17 protein-coding genes are annotated in these 22,570 nt (G+C 45.4%); 4 read left to right on the top strand and 13 right to left on the bottom strand.

What is annotated here, in order from left to right; translation table 11 throughout:
• Positions 1-119: 119 nt before the first annotated feature.
• From MKY52_RS11020 to MKY52_RS10970, 11 genes are all read right to left on the bottom strand, one after another.
• Positions 120-1,472 carry a S41 family peptidase gene (locus tag MKY52_RS11020; protein WP_341051378.1) on the bottom strand — a complete coding sequence of 451 codons (1,353 nt, stop codon included), beginning with the start codon at positions 1,470-1,472 and terminating at the stop codon, positions 120-122.
• Between the two features lie 168 nt (positions 1,473-1,640).
• A complete protein-coding gene (locus tag MKY52_RS11015; RefSeq protein ID WP_341051376.1) occupies positions 1,641-2,114 on the bottom strand; it encodes a GNAT family N-acetyltransferase in 474 nt (157 codons plus the stop codon).
• A gap of 38 nt (positions 2,115-2,152) precedes the next feature.
• Complete coding sequence (gene fni, locus MKY52_RS11010; RefSeq protein ID WP_341051374.1) at positions 2,153-3,292, bottom strand: type 2 isopentenyl-diphosphate Delta-isomerase; 1,140 nt, start codon at positions 3,290-3,292, stop codon at positions 2,153-2,155.
• A 114-nt stretch (positions 3,293-3,406) separates the two neighbouring features.
• Positions 3,407-4,882, bottom strand: coding sequence for a phytoene desaturase family protein (locus MKY52_RS11005; RefSeq protein ID WP_341051372.1), 1,476 nt, complete (start codon positions 4,880-4,882; stop codon positions 3,407-3,409).
• Positions 4,879-6,042, bottom strand: coding sequence for a glycosyltransferase (locus MKY52_RS11000; protein WP_341051371.1), 1,164 nt, complete (start codon positions 6,040-6,042; stop codon positions 4,879-4,881). The genes MKY52_RS11005 and MKY52_RS11000 overlap by 4 nt, the downstream gene beginning before the upstream one ends.
• Entirely contained in the window at positions 6,039-6,773 is a 735-nt protein-coding gene (locus tag MKY52_RS10995) for a lysophospholipid acyltransferase family protein (RefSeq protein WP_341051369.1), read from the bottom strand. The genes MKY52_RS11000 and MKY52_RS10995 overlap by 4 nt, the downstream gene beginning before the upstream one ends.
• The gene (locus MKY52_RS10990) at positions 6,742-7,518 is read right to left on the bottom strand and encodes a carotenoid biosynthesis protein (protein ID WP_341051367.1); all 777 of its coding nucleotides are present in this window, start codon (positions 7,516-7,518) and stop codon (positions 6,742-6,744) included. Before MKY52_RS10990 ends, MKY52_RS10995 begins: the two co-directional genes overlap by 32 nt.
• Entirely contained in the window at positions 7,519-8,391 is an 873-nt protein-coding gene (locus tag MKY52_RS10985) for a phytoene/squalene synthase family protein (protein WP_341051365.1), read from the bottom strand. It lies immediately after the preceding gene.
• Complete coding sequence (locus MKY52_RS10980; protein ID WP_341051364.1) at positions 8,388-9,848, bottom strand: phytoene desaturase family protein; 1,461 nt, start codon at positions 9,846-9,848, stop codon at positions 8,388-8,390. Before MKY52_RS10980 ends, MKY52_RS10985 begins: the two co-directional genes overlap by 4 nt.
• Entirely contained in the window at positions 9,845-11,389 is a 1,545-nt protein-coding gene (locus tag MKY52_RS10975; RefSeq protein WP_341051362.1) for a phytoene desaturase family protein, read from the bottom strand. The genes MKY52_RS10980 and MKY52_RS10975 overlap by 4 nt, the downstream gene beginning before the upstream one ends.
• Positions 11,390-11,595: 206 nt before the next feature.
• Complete coding sequence (locus tag MKY52_RS10970; protein WP_341051361.1) at positions 11,596-12,507, bottom strand: MerR family transcriptional regulator; 912 nt, start codon at positions 12,505-12,507, stop codon at positions 11,596-11,598.
• Positions 12,508-12,733: 226 nt separating this feature from the next.
• On the opposite strand from MKY52_RS10970, the gene MKY52_RS10965 reads away from it, so the two are divergent.
• Positions 12,734-14,263, top strand: coding sequence for a phospholipase D family protein (locus MKY52_RS10965; protein WP_341051359.1), 1,530 nt, complete (start codon positions 12,734-12,736; stop codon positions 14,261-14,263).
• A gap of 57 nt (positions 14,264-14,320) precedes the next feature.
• Here MKY52_RS10965 and cls read toward each other — a convergent pair whose 3' ends face one another.
• On the bottom strand, positions 14,321-15,829 hold the full coding sequence (cls, locus tag MKY52_RS10960; protein WP_076285643.1) for a cardiolipin synthase: 1,509 nt from the start codon (positions 15,827-15,829) through the stop codon (positions 14,321-14,323).
• Positions 15,830-16,054: 225 nt separating this feature from the next.
• Between cls and MKY52_RS10955 the strand changes: the two genes are divergently transcribed.
• Positions 16,055-16,972 (top strand): TetR/AcrR family transcriptional regulator, encoded by a 918-nt coding sequence (locus MKY52_RS10955; protein WP_341051358.1) that lies wholly within the window; start codon positions 16,055-16,057, stop codon positions 16,970-16,972.
• A 114-nt stretch (positions 16,973-17,086) separates the two neighbouring features.
• The gene (locus tag MKY52_RS10950) at positions 17,087-20,248 is read left to right on the top strand and encodes an efflux RND transporter permease subunit (protein ID WP_341051357.1); all 3,162 of its coding nucleotides are present in this window, start codon (positions 17,087-17,089) and stop codon (positions 20,246-20,248) included.
• A 177-nt stretch (positions 20,249-20,425) separates the two neighbouring features.
• Here MKY52_RS10950 and MKY52_RS10945 read toward each other — a convergent pair whose 3' ends face one another.
• Entirely contained in the window at positions 20,426-21,118 is a 693-nt protein-coding gene (locus MKY52_RS10945) for a TorD/DmsD family molecular chaperone (protein WP_042192508.1), read from the bottom strand.
• Between the two features lie 415 nt (positions 21,119-21,533).
• Between MKY52_RS10945 and moaA the strand changes: the two genes are divergently transcribed.
• Positions 21,534-22,535, top strand: coding sequence for a GTP 3',8-cyclase MoaA (moaA, locus tag MKY52_RS10940; RefSeq protein WP_341051355.1), 1,002 nt, complete (start codon positions 21,534-21,536; stop codon positions 22,533-22,535).
• Positions 22,536-22,570 lie beyond the last annotated feature (35 nt).

Genomic DNA, 22,570 nt, shown 5'->3' with positions numbered 1-22,570 from the left:
CTAAATTGATCATCCGAATAAGTAATACGATCTAAACCATTATATATTAGAACATATTCTCCAGCAACATCGGATGTCTTACAGATGTGTCAATCCACCCTTATCCAAGCGCGCACATTTCAATGGGATTTGGCAAGTTCCAATACTTTCTGCACCGCCGGCTGATCCAATAGGGGCTTAGAAGTATCTGGATCAACCTCCACATCAGGGACTGTCTTCACTTCCTCGTTGCAGCTTCCATCAGAGTTAAGTCCCATCTCAAAGGAAAATCTGAATACATAACCGCTATTAGGCAATGCAACGACAAGCGGATCCATCCCTAGTCCATCCCCACCTGTTCTGCCACCAACAACCGTCGCAAACCCGGTACCTTTTGAAAAGGCTGCAAGACCTTCCGCTGATGAATACACAGAGCTATCTACCAGCAAATAGATCTTTCCTTTAAAACCAACGGATTCTTGAGGGATTACTACATCTGTATTTTTACTATATGTCTTGAACATTTTTAATGCTTCCGATGGTAAATTAGGCAACTGTTCGTCTTTGATGCTGGTAATAGGCTGCTGCCCCCTTGTGATCTGACGTGCCTGCATAAAGGTCTCAGCATAGTTGCCTCTTGTATAAAGTAAGTATGTATTGTATTCGATAGGTTTATTAATCAGCAGAGGAGCAATATGAGCTCTCCAGTAATTGCTGTTTCCTCCGCCATTTCCGCGGATATCTAGAATTAGTGTCTTATAATCTTTAACTTCTATTAAAAAATCACGAATCTCCGAACTATCCATCTCCATGAGACTTCCGGCAAAGCTTCGCATGCCTAGATACGCTATTTGCTCTGGCTCTATAATAACCTTTTTTACATTCCCGGAAGTCTTTCCTGTCTGACTCCCTGCCTCACCACTATTCATATCGTTAACGATGCCATTAGAGCTTTGCTGCTCCGCTAAAGGTTTCTGGTTGTAACGAGCCAACACATTTGGCTGTTGAAACACGTTGATCCAAGGCTCATAACCAAAACCTGCCTGAACATAGGCGTTTAGAAACCATGGATATTCTTCCTTAGATAAAAAATTGGTATGCCCATTATTTAACCTGCTAAGTACGAATTTCATTCGTCTAAAAAACTCATCATCTGTCTTCACTGCTGCAATTTCATTACGGTACTCCTCTTTGTTCGCAAGCCAATCCTCTCCATTTAGACGCTTATTTACCTCTAGGAAAGGGTAGTTCTCCTCAATGATCTTCCACATATAATCAAAATCCTCTAATCTTTGTTCCACTGTCAATGGAGACAACGCCGCTTCTAGCTGTTCTTCCGCTACCTTTGAAGAGGCTACCGGCGCAACCGGACTTGCCTGAACTTGCCCCGACGCAGATTGCTTTTTCCCTGGCAAATCCCCACGGTTGCAACTAACCAGTAACAGTATTGCAGCTACAGATAAAGCCGCTGGTAATACAAACCTTGGTCTCACCTTAATCCCCCTTCCAATATTCCATATAACTGAATCCATTTTCAAGAATTTATTTAATAATCATATTTTTCTATTCCTCCTAATTCAAATATATTTATCACAATTATTTACATTAGTTTTCTTAGAACAACACAAAAAAGACCTCCTTCGAGGTCTCCACGTTAAGTATTACAAATCTTTAAACATCGTAATGTCGGTTACGGTATATCCCATTTTTTTATACAGCTCAAATGCACGATTGTTCTGACCGAAGACATGTAACCCGATTTTGGTGACGTTCATCTCACGGGCTTCTTCATCAAGTGCGATCATAGCCTGCTTGCCATAGCCTTTACTCTGATACGGTTCAAAAATGTAGAAATCATAAATGAAAGCCTCTCGACCACTGCGACCTTCACTTACATTAAACCAGATATATCCCACCTGGCTATCACTACTTATCTCTACTATAGAGTATAGATAAGCGCCATCTGTGTTCAATCCTTTGGGCAGGGACTGTGTTATAGCTTCCTCAGACAGCTTCATCGCGATTTCAGGGTCCCAAGCGCCGGCTTTAATCTTATCTTCAGCGTAATCACGAGTAGCTTGCCCTAAGAAAAATTGAAAAGCAGACTCATCCATATGAACCAATTTAATCATCATCTTTTTTCACTTCCTCACTTCTATATTTACCAATACTTTTATTTACGTATTAAACGGGAAGTCCCACGTAAAGTTGCTAAATCGGGAGCTCCGATGCCGAACATTGCTATCTTAAGCTCCAGCTCTACCTGAGCCAGTGCAGCATCTAGCGCCTCTTCAGAATCTACTGCCGGTCCTAAAAGATTGCGTCCAAAGCCTGCTAAATCAGCACCGAGGGCCAATGCCTTCGCCGCATCCACACCATGCTTCAAGCCGCCGCTGCCAATCAATGCCCCCTTCGGGGAGACAGCACGTACCTCTGCAATGCAATCTGCGGTTGGAGTACCCCAGTCTGCGAAAGCTTCAGCCGCTGCGCGCCGTATAGGGTCTCTACTCCGAAACTTCTCGACTTGACTCCAGGATGTTCCACCTGCACCCGCTACATCAACAAAAGCTACCCCTGCATTATAAAGATGTGCTGCTGTATCACCGTCAATGCCCCAGCCGACTTCTTTTACACCTACTGGAACCTCAAGTTCACGGCATACTATTGCTATCTGCGATAGTAAGGAAGCAAAGCCAGTATTCCCTTCCGGTTGGAAGACCTCTTGAAGACCATTGAGATGCAGTACAAGAAAATCCGCACCAGCAATATCCACAGCCCGGCGACACTCCTCAATCCCGAAACCATAGGACAGCTGTACGGCGCCAATATTAGCGATAACCGGTATATCAGGTGCCTTGTCCCGTACATAAAAGGTTTCGGTTAGCTCAGAGCGCTCCACCGCCGCTCGCACAGAACCAACCCCCAGCGCCCATCCACGACGCTGCGCTGCCTCTGCTAGTCGTGCATTGATGGCTCCTGTAGCTGCACTGCCGCCTGTCATCGAGCTGATCAGCAGTGGTGTACGAAGTTCACGTTCCAGGAACGTAGTCTGCAATGATATATCATCGAAATTCAGCTCTGGAAGAGCATTATGCCGAAATCGGTAATGTTCAAACCCCGTAGTCACACCAACGCCACCAACTTCTTCATTTAGACAAAGGCGTACATGCTCTATTTTGCGTTCACCTGTCCTTGATGCAGGCAATAAAGAATTCTTGTCCGAAACCTCTACAATTGGTAGGCCATTGCCATGATCCGCGCCAGACTGCCTATTCGCATCATATGGTACGGCCTCTTCTGGCGTATGATTCATGCTCCGTTCCTCCTATTCCTAAACTGTACTTATTATAACATATCCCTCCAGATGAATTTACAATATGAGGTTAGCGATTACAATTCGCATCTCTATTATTCTACAAATCACCTTCTACGCGTGGCTAGCAATATGTTCACCGACTAACCTTCCCGATAACGAGACGATCGGTGTGCCACCGCCGGGATGTGTAGTTCCACCTACATACCAGAGTCCTTTAACATCGCTTGAACGGTTGCCTGGTCTGAAGAAGGTCTGCCCTACCGAGTTCGAGGAAATCCCATAGATCGCACCCTTGTGAGCCAGTGTGTCATCTGCGATATTTTGAGGTGTATAATGTTGGAGCACATCACTCTGATCTAAACCTGTAATTCCATGGCCCGCAAGCACCGAAAGTACTCTTTTACCATAGGAAGCAGTCTCTGTCCGCCAATCACAGGCCTCATTTATATAAGGTGCATTAGCCAAAACAAACAGATTACTGCTTCCTTCAGGGGCCATGCCTGACTCAGAGTATCCAGAGTGGCACACATAAACGGTCGGATGCTCAGGAGGACGTTTGCGTTCAAAAATATCTCTAAACTCTGACTCATACTGCTCAGGGAAAAACACCGTGTGATGTAATAGAGCATCATATTTACGAGGAACACCTGCGAGTGTTACAAACCCTGATAAAGAGGGCTCATAAGCAGCGATTTTGCGATCACTCATAGAAGGACGGCTATTCTCCTGCACAAGCATACGGTTAACAGTGAGCACATCTCCCCCTGCAATAACCGTCTTCGCCTTGTAAAAGCCTCGTGTTGTATCCACACCTTCGACTACTCCATTTACCACGGAAATATTCGTAACTTCAACCCCTGTCATGATGCGAACCCCTAAGCCTTGTGCCAGTTCTGAAAGACCTTCGACCAGCTTATAAGTTCCGCCCCGCACACCATAAACTCCTTCTACACTTTCCACATATCCAAGCATGGCGAAAATAGCTGGTGAACGAAACGGGGAAGATCCGACGTAGGTAGCGTAGCGACCTAACATCGCTAAGGTGTGAGGATGGCTAAAGTATCTCAATAGGAGTGAATGCAAACTTAAAAAAGGCCTGACTCGCAGCAGATCCCGTAGTAGAGGAAGAGACAGCTTATCTCGCCAGGACAACAGCAATCTATTTAAGAACTGCTTCTCACTGAGTTGATAAAGCATAGCAGCTTCAGCCATAAAATCATCATACCGGAGCGCATCACTTGAACTGTATTTGGCAATCTGAGCCTTCATAAACACTTGATCGCGAGAGAAATCCACTACAGTTCCATCCGCAAAAATATTACGTGTACGCGGCTCCAGCTCATATATTTGGACATAATCCTCCATGGAAGCACCCGCAAGCTCATACAGTGAGCGAAATACATGAGGCATTGTTATCGTGCTCGGGCCCCTGTCAAAGGTATAGCCATCGATTTCGATCCGTTGCAGCTTGCCACCAGGATTCTGTTGGCGTTCGAGCACCGTCACCTCCCAGCCTTTCGAGGCTAAGGTTACAGCACAGGACAGTCCACCGAAACCTGCACCGATGATTACTGCCTTTGGTTTCATAGGTAACGCCTTCCTTTCCATTCATAGCCTTGACCAGGACGACTGCCCCACCAAGAACTAATCGCAATGGCTAACAAACAGACAATACTCCCAGAAATCAGCAAGCATAACCATACAGATTGTCTGGCAGAGGCATCACTAATCCGCTTAATAGCAATGCCTAATAGACTAGACGACAAAGCCCATGCAGCCTCAGTAGCCTGACCTGTCGCACTAAAGAAAAAAAACGCAGCTAAAGGAAACACGTATAGCAACGTATACAAACTTAACATTCCCAATAAAATAACAGGGCTGCGACCTAATCCAGCATAAATATTTTTGCGGTAGCCATTCCATACCTCGCTGGCATTATGATACATTCTCATTTCCGCATATTCCGTAATATCAGCAAGTGTTACTTGGTCACCAGCCTTCTTGATTCCACGGGCTAAGGCCATATCATCTACAAGATCCGTTCGAATCGCCGCATGACCACCACAGCGCATATAACTATTCCTATGAACCAGCATAAATCCTCCATGTGCTGCTACGAATCGTGGATCACGGGAAGCACGAACAAGAGGGATCGGCAAATGACAAATGATCGTAAAGGTCATTAAAGGTACCACAAGCTTTTCCAACCAAGTCCCAGTATGCTGATAAGCAAATCCTGTGATGAGACCTTCTTCTTGTGCTTCAGCCATGCCAAGAGCGTTCTCCAACGCTTCAGGCTTCAGCCGAATATCTGCATCAAGAAACAGCAACCACTCTCCAGAAGCTGCCTCCACTAGCTGATTGCAAGCATTAGACTTGCCTAACCAGCCATCTGGCAATTCTCTTCCGTCCACAACCTTAACACGCTCATCTCCTGTAGCTCTGGCAATCCTGCCTGTTTCGTCACTAGATCGGTCATCTAGAACAATAACCTCCAAATCCCACCCTGTACTTGTACAGGCCAACACGGAAGCAAGACAATCCCCAATATTGTCTGCCTCGTCACGAGCCGGTATCAGTACAGACACACGTCGATTACATTCTTCCGTAGAAGAACTCCCACTAACCTTAGTGGTATGTATCGACTTCGATATCCCAAGCTTCGGTAGCTGGGCTGTATTCCACAGTGCAAATAAATATTGAAGGAGGAGGCACCCACTAATGATCTGCAGAAAAAGAATCATCATTCCCCCCATAGTCGCACAGCATCAAACCATTCATTAATAGATCTGCCCTGCTTCATGAGTGGAGTAAAGCCCCCCGGAATATAACCCCCGTTATTAACCATCATCAGACGGTGATGATCCAATTGCTCTCTAAGCACAGTCTGCAGCTCCTTTACGATACTGTTACGATCCATAGCACGCCATGGATGAGATATAGCATTGCCCGCCAACAACGTCGCCTCCGGTTTGGAATGTCGGAACAAACCATGATACAGCGTTACAGGTACAACAACTGCTTCTGGACATAATCGAAGTACTAACCCTACCCCTCCCTGCAAGTTTAATGGACGGTGCTCCAGCGGCTGAATTTCCCCTTCAGGGCATATCCATATGTTCCCTCGTTCATGTAGTAACCTTGCGGTATAACGGAGCGAAGCACTAATATCCCCGGTGTTATGCCGATTAATCGAATAGGCGCCGAGCTTGCGAAAGAAAGCGTACTTTCGCAGCTGCTCTTCCTCCATCATGAAAAAGTGCTCTCCACTAGTCATAGTTCTCGCTGCATGGTAAGCCAGTAATCCATCCCACCAAGAACTATGATTCATAATATATAGAATGGGTCTATCTCCCGTAGATTGTGGCTGCAATTCTCCAGCGACCCCAACATAACGGAAATGTCTCTGAATCAAATAAAGCCGATTGTATTGATAGAACAGCTTATCAAAGCCTTTGTGTTTGACGGCTTCCAACATAACGCAAGCTCCCTTCAGCAAGTAACGCGCCTAGTACAGCAATAACTCCACAGAGCAGCAAGCCTTCACGCAGACCAATGGTTCCAAATAAAATTAATATCGCTTGATATAACCGGGTCCCGCTACGAACAGACAAACTAGTACTCTTAACGTTACGTAGCGTTAAGGATAAGATCATCCCTACGATGAACCATCCGGCGAAATTACTCCAAGGCACACCATAGAATCCTCCATTGCTACCCCAATGCCAGAAGCCTCTAGCATGAGCAACAGGGTCCAATACGAGATCCAGCAGTACAGTCCAAAACCCAATCTGAAGTGCTTTTGCCAGCCATAATCGTGGTCCCCTTAGTCCGAAATCGTAACTAATCAAAGCAGCATTGTATATTACAGCAATCCAAGCAAAGCCTAAAGTAATAGGCACCCCATACAGTAGCGGACCTAAAATATCAGAGTAATTATAAGTACCAAATAACTTACCAGAATGAACACCAATCCACTCAACGGACATGCCTAAGGTCCAGATAAGAATAGCCGACACCCAAATAACAGGCTTGCATTGTTTAATGACTGACTGGTCAGACATTAATTGCTGCTTCGACCCCTTGTAAATTAAATCTGCAGCATAGGCTGCATAAAAAATAAGAAATAAACCATTAGAAAATTGTAAACTTTCAGGAATGCCAAGCCATATTAACAACAGCGCTCCAATAAAGTACCATACCCAGAATACTATTCGGATCATTTAGTACACCGCCGTTCTGCCCTTGCCTCCTAAATTTGGCGCATAACGCATAGCGGTACGATGGAACATCCGAAGCTTAGCCTCATCACTGACATAGGCACGCCTGCGAAATACATCGTAATTGCCTGCGGCTACATCATCGAGAATACCTGCATAAAAGGCGGCGGCCAATTCTACTGCCATTCCACTCTCCGGGGGATAAGTATCCACATTGTTCAGACCCTTCTCAAACCACAGCAATGCCTCTCTTCTAAGATCCTGCAATACAGCTACAAAACACTCATTAACCACTCCGTGTTCCAGCTCTTGCTGGCTGTACCCGTTCTTTCTCATGATTTCCAAAGGAATATACCTTCTTCCGCGCTCTAGATCTTCACCCACATCACGGATAATATTTACGATCTGCATACCAATACCAAGAGCGATCCCTGCTTCCTGTGCTTCATCGCCTCCGTCGTCTCTCAATACAGGTAGCAGCATCTCTCCTACAGTACCTGCTACGAGATAACAATAAGATAGAAGCTCTTCCAGCGTCTCATAATGAGTGAAGGAGAGATCTCTTACCTGACCTTCCATTTGTAACAGAAACGGCTGTTTATCCAAATGAGGAAAATGATGCAGCAACCAACGTAGTGCAGGCCAGATGAAATGCCCCTTTGCTTCCTCTAAGTTTCGGAAATGATATCGGAGCTCATGAATTGTATAAAGTGATTGTTCCGGCTCATCTACACTGTCGTCTATTAGGCGGCAAAAGGCATAGATTACATGCACCGCCTCCCGTCGTGGACTAGGCAAGCCATCAAATGCCCTGTAAAACGAAGAAGAACCCTTTCTGATCATTTCCTCACATTTCTGTAATACTTGTTCATTCATGTATTGTTCATCTCCTTCATCAGTTCATGAACTGCCAATTTAGCGCCCTGCATAACAATAGGAACGCCGCCGCCAGGATGCACAGATGCACCAGCAGCATATAAACCTTCAATATTGTAGGGCTTAGACTGAGGTCGAAACACACCGGATTGTGTCAGCACGGGTGCGATCCCAAAGCTTCCACCGCCGAACAAACCTTCCTTGGCAGCATCAGCCGGTGTACGAATTTTTCGCCAAACTGTATGAGCACCAAGCCCAGGAAAACCTCGCTCTTCGGCGTCTTCCAGGACTTGTGAAGCCAAGGGCTCTGCAGCCGTATTCCAATCTATCTCTTCACCGGCAGGTACTGGGATGAGAAAATAAAGTACACTTTCTCCTTCAGGAGCCGCCGTATCATCGAGCATCACGGGATTGAACACATAATAGGAAGGTTTACCAGGGATGCTCTTGCGATCAAATAAATCACGCAAGCTCTTATTCAAGGAATCAGGAAGAAAAAACTGGTGTGTCAGCGACTCCTCCCATTGCTTGGAGACTCCTACATAGATGAGCAGACAACCTGATGAAGGCATGAAATCCTTACGGTACTGTCTCCCTTTAATTTCAGGTAAAAGATCGGACAAGTGTGGAAAATCACCGTTATAGAGCACAGCATCGTAAGTTATCTCTTGTCCATGAACTACTACTCCGTGGCATCTGCCACCATCCACAAGCAGTGACTCTACTTCCGTACCTGTGTGCATGCACACTCCGCGTCTTTCTAGCTCTCGTGCAATGATTCGAGGCAGCTCCCCATATCCTCCCTTCAGCATCCAGACTCCAAAGGCATGCTCTGCATAAGGAAGCATTGTATAAAGACCCGGAGTGCGGAAAGGTGCTCCACCAATGTATAGACTCTGTAGTGAGAAGGCATCCTTCAACTCATCACTGCGAAAATACTGCCCAATTGCGGCCCTAAGATTCTTATAGGCGCGTAAACGAACCATTAGCCTCAAGTTGTTCACGCTGAAAAACGCTCTGCGAGTCTTGAAGCCTCGTTCCAGAAAAGAAGCTTTCCCTAAGGGAAAAAGACCCGACATCTCTTTCATGAATCTTATGAATCCTTGCCCTTCACCGGGAAAAGACTTCTCAATTTCAGCCGCCTGTGCCTCTATTCCGTTCACTTTGGTCAAGGTACGTCCACTCTTGAAATGAACACGGTAGAGCGGATCGCACCGTAGCAGCTCCAGACTCTCCGGAGGCAGGCCACCCTCTTCCAGAATGCTCAGCAGCATCTCCGGTAGAAGTACAATTGTTGGTCCTTGATCGATCCGGTAACGGCCATTCTCTTCAAAAGCCACACGTCCGCCAACCCGAGGTGCACGTTCATACACCGTAACCTCCTGCCCACGCTGGCTTAGCAGAAGTGCTGCTGTAAGACCGCCTATGCCACTGCCCACAATAGCAATCCGGCTCATAATGAAGCTCCCGTTCCGGCGAATCCTGCGGATACGGCCTTAGATCTAGCTGCACGGTCTTGCTCCTTCAGCAGCGCCACACTAATTTTCGCCGATTCAAATATCGTCGGAAGACCACTTCCGGGATGGGTTCCTCCCCCGACTAGCCAGATTCCCTTCACCTCTTCAAAGGTGTTATGAGGTCTCATATACATCATCTGCCCGAGATTATGAGCCAAATTAAAAGTTGCACCGTTGTATACATTCAGCTTGTTCCGCCAATCCAGTGGTGAGAAGAACAAACTCTCCTCTATTCGCTGAGGCAAATTCTCTAGACCTGGAATGCGCTGCAGACGCTCCATCATATCTTGCTTGACCCATTCACCCTCCTGCTCCCAATTAACATCAGCCGTCAGGTTGGGCACTGGCATCAGCACGTAAAGAGATGACTTGCCTGCTGGGGCCAACGTGGGATCTAACACCGAGGGATTATGAACGTATATCGAAGCGTCCGCGGAAAGCTTGCCAAGCCGCGTAAGCTCATCTACATTAAGCCGATAATCTTCAGCGAAATGAACGGAGTGATGAGCTAAATCAACGGCTCCGTCGACTCCCAAATACAGCATCGCGGTAGAACAAGAGTACCTCTTACGGGATATTTTATCCGGTGAATAACGTTTAAGAATGCCAGGCTCAAATAACTGTGTCATAGCCGAACCAAAATCAGCTCCCAGCACCACATAATCGGCCTCCACCTTCTCTCCATTCTCCAGCAATAAACCGCACGCCTGCCCATTCTGTACCAAGACTCGCTTTACTCCGCAAGAAGTATGTACGATTCCACTGTACTCCGAAATAATCTTTGCCATTGCCGTTAGCACACGGTTAATTCCACCAATGGGATGATACAGTCCATATCGGTGCTCCATAAAAGAAAGAATGGTGAAGGTACCCGGGCATTCCCAAGGCGACATCCCCAAATACTTAGCCTGAAACGCAAAAGCAAACCTCAGGCGTTCATCATCAAAATACTTTGAAAGTCTGTTGTACACAGTGTCGGTTGCATGCAGCTTAGGTAGCGCGTGCAGAACATCCTTTTTGACATAGTCTCCTATAGATTGAAAAGGCCGCTGTAATAGTGGAATCACCCGGTCCAACTTATCCTGTTCCTCAGCCATGAATCGTTTATATCCACTACCGTTTCCGGGGAACAGCTTCTCTATCTCTTCAGCGGTCCGCTCTTGATCCGTAGAAGGGGTAAATACGGTATCTCCAAAATGAAGCGAATAAAGCGGGTCGAGCTCTTTCAAATTCACATAATCTTTCAGGGATCGACCAGCGGAGGCAAATAACTCTTCCAGCAAATGCGGCATCATTAAAAATGTAGCTCCACGATCAAATCGGTAATCACCCAGACGAAGTTCACCTGAACGACCTCCAACAACCTCCTGCTTCTCATAAACTGCGACATCATAGCCGTCAGCAGCTAGGAGCATAGCAGCAGCAAGCCCTCCCGGACCCCCTCCAACCACCGCAACCCTAGCTGTGTTTCTTCTGCTCATACGATCCCTCCTTCACAGCTTTATATGTCAATTAAACGTTATACAAAAATCATACAAACACTATACAAATATCATACAGTGTTTATACAGCTATGTAAATAACTCTGTAGGATCCCTCCTTTTTCAATAAAAAAAGAGCCTGCCATATCACCCAAAAGTGATATTACAGACTCCTATTTATATATCTATTTTCTTGATCAGAAGGATTACTTAATCTTCATACTTGTAAACACATGATCAAACCACGCTTGCCAGTGTTCAGCAGGTTCCGTCATCACATAATCCGCTTTAGATAAAGAAGGGTCTCTTTCATAACCCTTGCCACCTACGAGGAATTTAGCCCCTGGACATACCTTTCTTAGCCGCTCTATAAGCTCCTCACTAAAGGGGATCAAATCTTTATCCGTAATCGACAGACAAATCAAGCCTACCCGGCTTTGTTGTTCCAGCATCGAGATGATCCCTTCCTCAGGCGTGTTAGCTCCTAAGTAGATAACCTCCATTCCGTTTTTGCGCAAAAACAAGGCGAATAACAACAGCCCGACTTGATGATGCTCTCCTGCAGGGCAGAAAGCCAGCACCTTCGGCAAATGGGAGTAAACGGGGAATACGTGGAATATTTGATAGAACCGGTTGGAGATCATATGCGTGGTGTAATGTTCTTGCGCTACCGTTGCTATGCCAGCTTCCCAGGCATCGCCTACTTGTATCAAGATTGGCACAAGTACCTGATGGAACATTGCTTCATAACCATAAAGAGATAAACCAAAATCAATTAAGGCATTAGCTCGCTCTCCCTGAAAGTCATGTAGTGCATTGTATATTTGTTCTTTCATTTTCTCAAAAGCATCCTGAGTATTTCCGCTTGCGACTGAAAGCGTATCATCCAGTTGTTTTTCTTTACGAGCCTTCAGCATTCGAACAGCATGCGATATGCTTACCCCTTGCTGCTCGGTCTGTTCCTTCAGCCAGCGCAGATCCTCGACATTCTCATGACTATACAGCCTGTACCCGGATTCGGTTCGTTCAGGGGTAACCGCCTGATACCGGTTCTCCCAAGCTCTGAGAGTCACAGAAGGAATATCCAGCATTTCAACAACCTGTTTGATGGAATACATGATAGAACTCACTCTCTTTCCTTATTGCAACTGCCCAAATTAGCAATCCTAAACATTATACAAATCTTTCACACTCATTATACATAAGCCTATGTGTTATGTCATTAAACGTTAATGATAAGGAGACTGCTTCATTTCTACCCACTAGGTGTTAATAGGTTGGTACACGCCGGAGCATAATAATTATAAAGGAAGTGCTCTGCAATACTTTCAGGAGGAACTTCCGATGAGATCAGATCGTGAACAACCCGTTCAGCCCCAAGCGATACAAGATAGAACCCATGCTTTTGCTCCAAAGAAACGCACCTCTTCACGACGCCGCAAACGAGTGATATGGGCTTGCGTCATTTTAATTCTCTGGTTAACCGGCGTCATGATATACCAGACACATAAACCTCTACCCGTAGGGATTTCCTATGAAAGTCCCATATACAAAGTGAATAATGTATCCTTCTGGCATGACCTAACCTATCCAGACGGTACGGACACAGGTAAGCAAGAGAGTGAAATTCTTCCCAGAATGCTACATATCATCGAGGAATCTAGGGAGTTCTTAGTCATTGACCTCTTCCTATTTAATGATTATACCCATAAGGATCAGTCGTTCCCTCCTGTCAGTCGAATGCTGACAGATAAATTAATCTCACAAAAGCAAGCCTATCCCGAAATGGAGATTGTCTTCATTACCGATGAGGTCAATACCAATTACAATTCAGCACCCAATCATCTTCTGGAAGAAATGAAGGCCGTGGGGATCCGAGTCATCATGACCGATGTAAATGCGCTGCGAGATTCTACACCTGCCTATTCAGCCGTCTGGCGCACCTTCATTCAATGGTTCGGACAATCCGGTAAGGGCTTTATCCCCAATCTTATGGCCAGTGGTGGACCGGATATTACCGCTCGATCTTATCTGAAGCTGCTGAATGTGAAGGCGAACCATCGCAAAGTAATTGTCAGTGAGAACACTGCACTAATTTCCTCTGGAAATGTTCACGATGCCAGCGCCTACCACTCCAATATTGCTTTGGAGGTACAAGGTCCAATTATTGCCGATATTCTCCAGACCGAGCAGGCGGCAGCCAATCTTTCAGATGCAGATCCATTGCTACTTCATAAGCCCAATTTCACCCAAGAAAAAAACCTACCATCAGCGGAAGCTCTAGAAGTTCGCTATTTAACAGAAGGAAAGGTATACAAATATGCGCTGCAAGGCATTAGGTCCGCCCAGAAGGGGGATACCGTATGGATGGGGATGTTCTACCTTGCTGATGATGCCATTCTGGATGCGTTGGTAGAGGCTACTTCACGCGGGGCTAAGGTAAACCTGATCCTAGATCCAAACCAGAACGCCTTCGGTCGTGATAAAATCGGAATCCCTAACCGTCCAGTTGCCATGGACCTGAACAAGCGTACGAACGGCGAAATCTCTATTCGTTGGTACAATACAACCAAAGAGCAATATCATCCGAAGCTGCTCTTTATCGCCAAACAAACCGAGAGATCTATCATTCTTGGTGGTTCTACCAATTTCACCACACGTAATCTGGATGACTACAATCTCGAGAATGATCTGTGGATTTCTATGAATCGAGATCAGCCGCTTTATACAGAAATGGAAGCCTACTTCAATCGGCTGTGGAATAATGAAGGTCATGCGTTCACTTTACCTTTTGAGGCCTATCAGAGCGATGTGACCTGGTTCAAGTACATCCTGTTCCGGCTGCAGACTAACCTGGGCTTTACTACTTTTTAAACAAAAACCACCGCAGAGAAGGCAGCACCCTCCGCGGTGGTTTAATCTGTAATGAAGTTATAGCAGTGGAGACATTAATCTGGCGGCAGATTCCAGTATACGTACCACCATGCGTTTATTCATAAAGGTCTCATGCACAATCTGAGTGGTGGACAATAAATCGCGTTCAAAATCAGCAACGATTCGTGTAACACTCTCTGTCTGAAGAAGCAATGCGTTTACCTCAAAGTTAAGATGGAAGCTCCGCATGTCCATGTTTGCTGTACCAATAGTCGCTATTTCACCATCCACGATTAACAGCTTAGAGTGTATAAAGCCCTTCTCGTATTCATAAATCTTCACTCCAGCCTCCAGCAATGCCGGGAAATAAGAATGCGAAGCCAGAAACGGAATCCATTTATCCGGCTTAGCAGGGAATAACAAGCGAACATCTAGACCAGATATAGCCGCTACACGTATCGCAGTCAGGATATCCTCGTCCGGAATGAAATAAGGGCTGGCAATCCAAACTGATTTTTCAGCTGAGGTGATCATGGAGAAAAATATATTTTTGAGTGCACGGCGTTCATTGTCCGGCCCACTCGCAATGATCTGTACTGCTCCGTCCCCTGTCATAAAGTGTAGCTGTGGTGTGAGATAATCCTGCTCCAGTATTTTTTCACCTGTAGTATGCATCCAATCTTGCAAGAAGATGATTTGCATCGTCCGTACCGCTTCACCTCTAACTAACATATGGGTGTCACGCCAGAATCCATAAGTTTTGCTACGGCTTAGATATTCATCGCCCACATTGAGTCCACCCATGAACCCGACATCACCGTCGATGACGACGATTTTTCGGTGATTCCGGTAATTAACCCGGCTAGAGAAAAAGGAGGTGGAATTACCGTACGATGCCACTTGTACTCCAGCATCAACTAACTCCTTCAAAAAGGCTCTGGAGAGTTGAAAGCTACCTACAGCATCATACATAAATCGGACAGACACTCCCGCACGCGCCTTCGCGATCAGAATCTGTTGAATACGCGTTCCAATGTGATCTGCACGGAAAATGTAATACTCCATATGTATATGGTGCTTCGCTTGTCGCAGCTCTAGCAGTAATGTCCCAAACGTCTCTTCACCATTGGTTAGGATACGCGTCTCTGAAGCAAAGGAAATTGGAGTACGTGCTAGAGTCTTGGATAATAATAGTAGTTTTTGACGCGAGGGGTCAAAGACCGACCAATCTTGATGCGTACGCAAAGCGTCATTCTCAATCCGCTCATAGGCCATAAGATCTCTTTGTGCTTTTTTATCATATTTACGACGTTTAAATACATTCTGTCCAAATAGAAAGTAAAAGACCAAACCGAGCACCGGGATCAACGCAAGCAAAAGAATCCATGACATCGTAGTAGAAGGATTACGGTTCTCCATAAAAATAGCTAAGCTAATTGAAACGACTGTCAGTGTGGAGAAAATACTAATAATTGTTCCAGCAGTACTCCCAAAAATACCAAAACCAAAATAATAAAATGCTATGAAAGCCCCAATAATAATTATAGATTGAAGTCCTCTTCTCATATTGTACCTACCTTCTTATTCATAAAAGCAACACCAAAATGACACATTTATATATTACATGAAGAACTTATATCTTCCTAGACAATTACTGTGTAAAAATCTATTTACAACAAAACTGTAACCCTTCTGTTCTGAAATTTGTAATGACAGGATGGATCGAATATAATTATTTTGACCGATTAGTCAATTATAGAACTGGGTAGTCAGAAAGGAGGTTATCCCCCAATGAGCGATAAAACTGTGGACAAGCAGGAACAGATTATTAAGATCGCCATGCAGTTATTCGCTGTGAAAGGCTCTTCTTCCACGTCCATGCAAGAGATCGCCGAATTATGCGGAATTTCGAAGGGAAGCTTGTATCTAGTATTCAAATCCAAAGAAGAACTGGAACGCAGTATTTTTCTCTATTGTTACCGAATGATTCGTGATCCCTTATTACGTGAAGAACAAGAAACCCAAAGAACACCGCGTGAAAAGCTTAGGAATCAAATAGAAATTCTACTGAGCCATGTATACGAATTACGGGAGTTCTTACAGCGTCAAATTCAGGAAGTTGCCGGAAAAGGATTTGATACTGAAGTACCGGAATGGCTACGTAGAAACAATGCTTCCTTCTTGCGCTGGTTTCAGGTGAAGATGGAGACCCTTTATGGAAAAGACATCGTTCCCTATACCGGAGATTTATGTATTGTAGGTCATGGACTAATCAAGTCATATATTGCGGTTATTTTTCGTCAGGATACCCACTTGTCCCTTGCCGTTATGGCTGATCATCTAATGAATCTGCTAGATATTATTGTAGCTGGACTTCTTACAAGTAAGCAGGCCCCTCTCATCAACTCTACCATTCTTGCAAGCTGGATGGAGGAGAATGAGGAGAGTAAGCGCAAGAATCCACTGCAGATCATTAAGGACATGAAGACTGTGGTTAGTAAATTAGATAGTATAGAACCGGAAGAGTCAGCCGATTTGCTGGAATCACTCAACATTCTAGAAGGCGAAGTTCTCTTACCACACCCACGCAAAGCAATCATACAGGGGATGTTGTCCAACCTCCAATCCTGCTCAGAGCTCACTAGACCGTTGGAAGAATTGAGAAAGCTGGTTACTTCTTTTTCAAATCATTCATGCTTATTTCGTTAATTGCTCTATAAAGAGTTCGTGAGAGAGAAGAACATGGATAGCGAGTATTATAAATTTTCAAAATGGCGCCCTATTTCGTAAAGAAAAGGCCCGAGAGGAGCAGAAACAACACTTATGAAAAGCTTAATTAATTTCTCGCTCAGGAACAAATTTGCCATTTGGCTTCTGACGATAATTATTGTATTTGCCGGTTTGTATAGCGGACTGACAATGAAGCAAGAAACCTTACCTAATATTAGTATACCCTATCTTAGCGTAACAACTATTTATCCGGGGGCTGCACCAGAAGGCGTCGTTAATGACGTCAGTAAACCGTTGGAGCAAAAGCTACGCAATGTGGATGGTGTAAAAACAATCACCTCCACTTCTCTGGAGAATGCCTCCAGTATCCAAATCGAGTTTGATTATGGAACGAATCTGGATAATGCTACAGCAGCTGTTCGCGAAGCGCTGAATGAGGTCTCATTGCCAGACAATGTGCAAAAGCCTTCCATTTCCCGTTTTAGCCTTAGCTCAATGCCTGTCGTCTCCCTTAGTTTATCGAATGGGGATTCAGAAGATCTCGAGGAACTAACCCGTATTGCCGAGAACGATATTCGCCCTGCCCTTGAAGATGTTGAGGGTGTTGCTTCTATTCAAATCTCTGGACAATACGTCAAAGAAGTTTCGCTTAAGTTCAATCAAGAGAAGCTCAAGCAATACGGACTGACCGAAGATACGGTTAAAGGGATCATTCAAGGCTCTTCCCTCCGTGTTCCACTAGGACTGTTCGAGATGGACAAAGCTCAAAAGGCAGTTGTCGTGGATGGCAACATCACCACCGTTGAAGATCTTAAAAATGTGACCATTCCAGTAATGCCAACTGGTGCTGCTGGTGCTGCTGGCGCTGGGGCTCCTGGAGCTGGCGCTGCCGATGCAGGTGCTGGAAGTGCTGCTGGTGCAGGCGCTGCTGGCGGAGCTGCAAATATGGGATTGCCAACCGTGAAGCTGGGAGAGCTTGCCACGATTGAGGTTGTTGGGAATTCTGAATCTATCTCCCGTACGAATGGTAAAGAATCGATCGGTATCCAGATTGTCAAAGCCAATGATGCCAACACTGTTGATGTCGTAAATGGCGTTAAAGACAAAACTGAAGAATTAAAAGCACAATATAAAGGCATCGATCTAACAGTTCTGCTTGACCAAGGTAAGCCAATTGAGGACTCCGTAAATACAATGCTGTCCAAGGCAGTATTTGGTGCCCTTTTCGCAGTAATTATCATTTTGGTCTTCCTGCGGAATATTCGTTCGACGATCATTTCTATCATCTCAATTCCATTATCACTACTGATCGCAGTGTTATGTCTGCGTCAAATGGATATCACACTGAATATGATGACCCTTGGAGCGATGACCGTTGCCATCGGACGGGTAGTCGATGACTCGATTGTAGTCATAGAGAACATATACCGGCGACTCTCGTTATCTGGCGAGAAGCTAAAAGGCCGGGAATTAATCAGTGCAGCCACTCGTGAAATGTTCGTACCAATCATGTCCTCTACGATTGTAACCATCGCGGTATTCTTACCGCTTGCTCTAGTAAGTGGTATGGTTGGAGAGCTGTTCTTGCCTTTCGCTTTAACCATGGTCTTCGCCCTGCTCGCTTCGTTGGTAGTTGCGATTACCCTGGTTCCTGCAATGGCACACTCCCTGTTCCGCAACGGATTGAAAGGTAAGAAGACGCATAGTGAGAAACCAGACAGAATGTCTGCCGGTTACCAAAAGATTCTGAACTGGTGTCTTTCCCATAAACTCGTTACGTTCGGAGTAGCGGTTCTGCTCCTAGCGGGCAGCTTGTTCCTGATCAAGCCTATCGGCGTTAGCTTTATGCCTTCCCAAGAGGATAAAACGGTTATGCTAACCTACTCACCGAAGGCTGGACAAAGAACTGAAGAAGTTCAAGAACAAGGCCTGAAAGCTGAGAAATATATTTTAGCGCAGCAGCATGTAGATAAAATGCAATATTCCATTGGTGGCGGCGGCCCGATGGGTATGGGCGGATCCAGCAACTCAGGACTCTTTTTCATCGTTTACGATAGTAATACTCCTGATTTCGAAAATGTAAAAGAGAAGTTGATCGAAGGCTTAACCGCAGAAGTCCCAGATGGTGTGTGGGGCGATATGTCCGCGATGATGAGCGGAGGTATGGGTGGAAGCACGTTAACCGTGAATGTATTCGGAGACGAACTAGATCAAATTAAGCCGGTAGCGGATGAGATCGCCAAGATCGTACAGGCTGACACCACTAATTTCAAGGATGGCGAAACAAGTCTCAAAGAAGCTTACGATCAATATACGATTGTAGCGGATCAAGAAAAGCTTAGCTCCCTTGGACTTACAGCGGGACAAATTGCGATGAAGCTTGCTCCTGCAGGTACACGTCCAGTACTCACAGAAGTAGAAATGGACGGCAAGAACTACAAAGTCTATATCGAAACTGATAAAGAAACGTATAAGAGTATTAAAGAAATGGAAGAGGCTACATTGACTTCACCACTAGGCATTTCCGTGCCAATCGGGCAAGTCGCTAAAATTGAAAACGGCTCTTCCCCTGACTCGATTACTCGGATGGACGGTAAAATGAAGGTGGATGTCACTGCCGAGATTATTTCAAGTGACGTCAATAGTGCTTCAAACCTCGTGAAGGAAAAAATAGATGCTATGGAATTACCTGATGGCGTGACAGTTAGCTTCGGTGGTGTAACCGAGCAGATCAATGACACATTTGGTCAATTAGGTATTGCTATGGCGGCGGCTATTGCCATTGTATACTTCGTGCTTGTGGTTACGTTTGGCGGTGGATTAGCTCCATTTGCTATCCTGTTCTCACTTCCTTTCACCATTATCGGGGTACTCGTAGCCCTTCTGATCGCTGGGGAAACCTTAAACGTCTCCTCCCTCATGGGTGCGCTGATGTTGATTGGTATCGTAGTCACGAATGCGATTGTCCTCATCGACCGCGTTATTCATAAGGAAAAAGAAGGAATGACCACACGTCAAGCCTTGCTTGAAGCAGGCGGCACACGTTTACGTCCAATCCTGATGACTGCACTTGCAACGATTGGTGCATTGCTGCCACTGGTTACAGGACTTGAAAACAGTGCAGGGATCATCTCCAAAGGGCTAGGCGTTACCGTTATCGGCGGCTTGATCAGCTCCACACTGCTGACACTTGTAGTAGTGCCAGTCGTGTATGAATTCCTGATGAAATTCCGCAGTAAAAAGGTAATTGACTAGAACACTTGATGCATATCAAGTACACCTGCTAAATGAAGAAGCTGTTTCCAAAGTAGTGAATACTACTTTTGGGGCAGCTTCTTTTTTACTTGGACCTCCATTTAAATCACTATTTACACTTCCACAGCAAGAAAAACCCGACCTAATTTATAGACCGGGCTCTGCATTATAGTGTTGTTATACCATTGCTGTTGCACTGCTCTCCAGCGAAGCTCTCCAGGAACGCAGCATTTGCAGATCAAGGGGTAGAAACTCAGCGAGCATATGGGAAAGCCCCAAATACAACGTACTATTCGTTGCTGCATTTAACTTCTCACAGAATTGTGGAGTCCATTGCAGTAAATGATCTTCCAAAAAGGCTACCTGAATATCAAGTAGATCCATAGCACTTCTAATTGAGAAGCTATTGTACAACATCCGCTCATGCATTACTGCCATAAATTCCAGCTCGATAGCAATATGATCATCAGCTTCACCATTACATTTGTTAAATACAATTCCTGCGGAAGTATACACATCAGCAAGCACGTTGCAGAAATCTTCAGAACGACCCAGAATAGCAGCTTCACGTAATTTAAAAGAGCTTACTGTCTGTTCGTGCATAAGCCGTTTATACTCTTGGGTCTCTTTCTCACATATATGGGGTAGCTTATTCGGTTCCTGACTCAGATAGCGCTTCAGTTCCCGTCCGCCTTCCGTCATCTCTGCAGCAACACTCATCTTGCGATTGCGGCTCCACTGAGCCACAAGTGAGAGTGATGGTTTTCTACCCAAAAAATCCACTAAAAGCTGATATATTAATCCCCGACTTTCCAACCAATGGCTAAATGCCTCCGGCACGGCGAGCGATGGAACAGTTTGCATAGTCATTTTGCAAATCCTCCTCATTGGGTTTCCCGGTCACACACCGTCACATGATCGACGTGCAATTTCCGGTATCCTTTCTGTTTTCGCAAAAGTGAACGTAAAAGTAATCCGCACCTAGATTATATCGGATATTAAAAACGCTTTCCGTGAGCATTCTATGACTAATCACTTCATTTGTCGTACTTTTGTCACATTTTCGCAAGTCTATTTCGGCTTTGTCATTCTATTTAGTTTGTCCATTATTATGCAATTAAATCACAACCCTCCTTATTCAAATAGGGGGAGCTTAACCCGTTCAATAGTTTACTCATTGACGTACCCGCGAGCGATCTTTAAAATTCTAAACAAGTATAAACACCTTCGCCTCCTTTTAAGGCGGGAAGCATTCAAAACACCAACAAATGAAGGGAGCAACGCTATGGAGCCGCTGATGGACCCTTTTGGACGTTTACATGACTACATCCGCATTTCGGTTACCGACCGCTGCAACCTGCGTTGCATTTATTGTATGCCAGCGGAAGGGATGGAATTCCAGCCGCAGGACGAGATTCTGAGCTATGAGGAAATCACCGCAGTTGTGGAATCGCTAGCACCACTTGGATTACGCAAGGTACGGCTAACAGGTGGAGAACCTCTTGTACGCAAAGACCTGGAGAAGTTAGTAACTATGATATCCGCCATTCCGGGAATCGACGATATTTCACTGACTACGAACGGATTAATGCTTCCAGCTAAAGCAGCGCTGCTAAAAGAAGCCGGGTTATCACGGATGAATATCAGTCTGGACTCTTTACGGCAAGATCGCTTCTCTATGATTACACGCGGCGGTGAGGTCTCCAAGGTACTAAAGGGGATCGAGGCAGCACAAGCTGCCGGGCTGGAGCCGATCAAGCTTAACGTTGTATTGATGAAAGGGATTAATGATGACGAGATCAAAGACTTCATCTCCCTTACGTTGAACAGTCCACTAAATGTACGTTTTATTGAATATATGCCCATCGGAAGTGCTACTGATTCTTGGCGCCAATCCTATCTGCCGCTGGAAACTGTAATAGAAGCTTGTACTGCAGCCGGCTGGGAAACCGAGGAAGCTGAGATGCCATCTGGTAATGGCCCTTCCCAGAATCGGCGGGTTATTGGAGCGCAAGGAACGTTCGGATTAATCCATCCCGTAAGCGATCACTTTTGCGATAACTGCAATCGACTAAGACTAACAGCAGATGGCCATATCAAAGCTTGTCTGTATTGGGAAGATGAGTACAATGTCCGCCCCCTAATAAGCGATCCCGCAGCAGTGCAGGCCTTATTCCGCAAAGCTCTGGGTAACAAGCCACATAACCACGAAATGGCATTAGCCTTGGAGAAAAAAGCACAAAGCCACACGCCGACGGCTCGGCGTATGTCTCAAATTGGAGGCTAGTCCGTCTCATTAAAAACGCCGCTTTCCCCAAGCCA

Origin of the sequence: Paenibacillus sp. FSL P4-0184 (assembly GCF_038004625.1) — a bacterium.
In the GTDB taxonomy this organism is placed as follows: Bacteria; Bacillota; Bacilli; order Paenibacillales; family Paenibacillaceae; genus Paenibacillus_AQ.
This window is presented reverse-complemented; position numbering and strand designations above follow the sequence as displayed.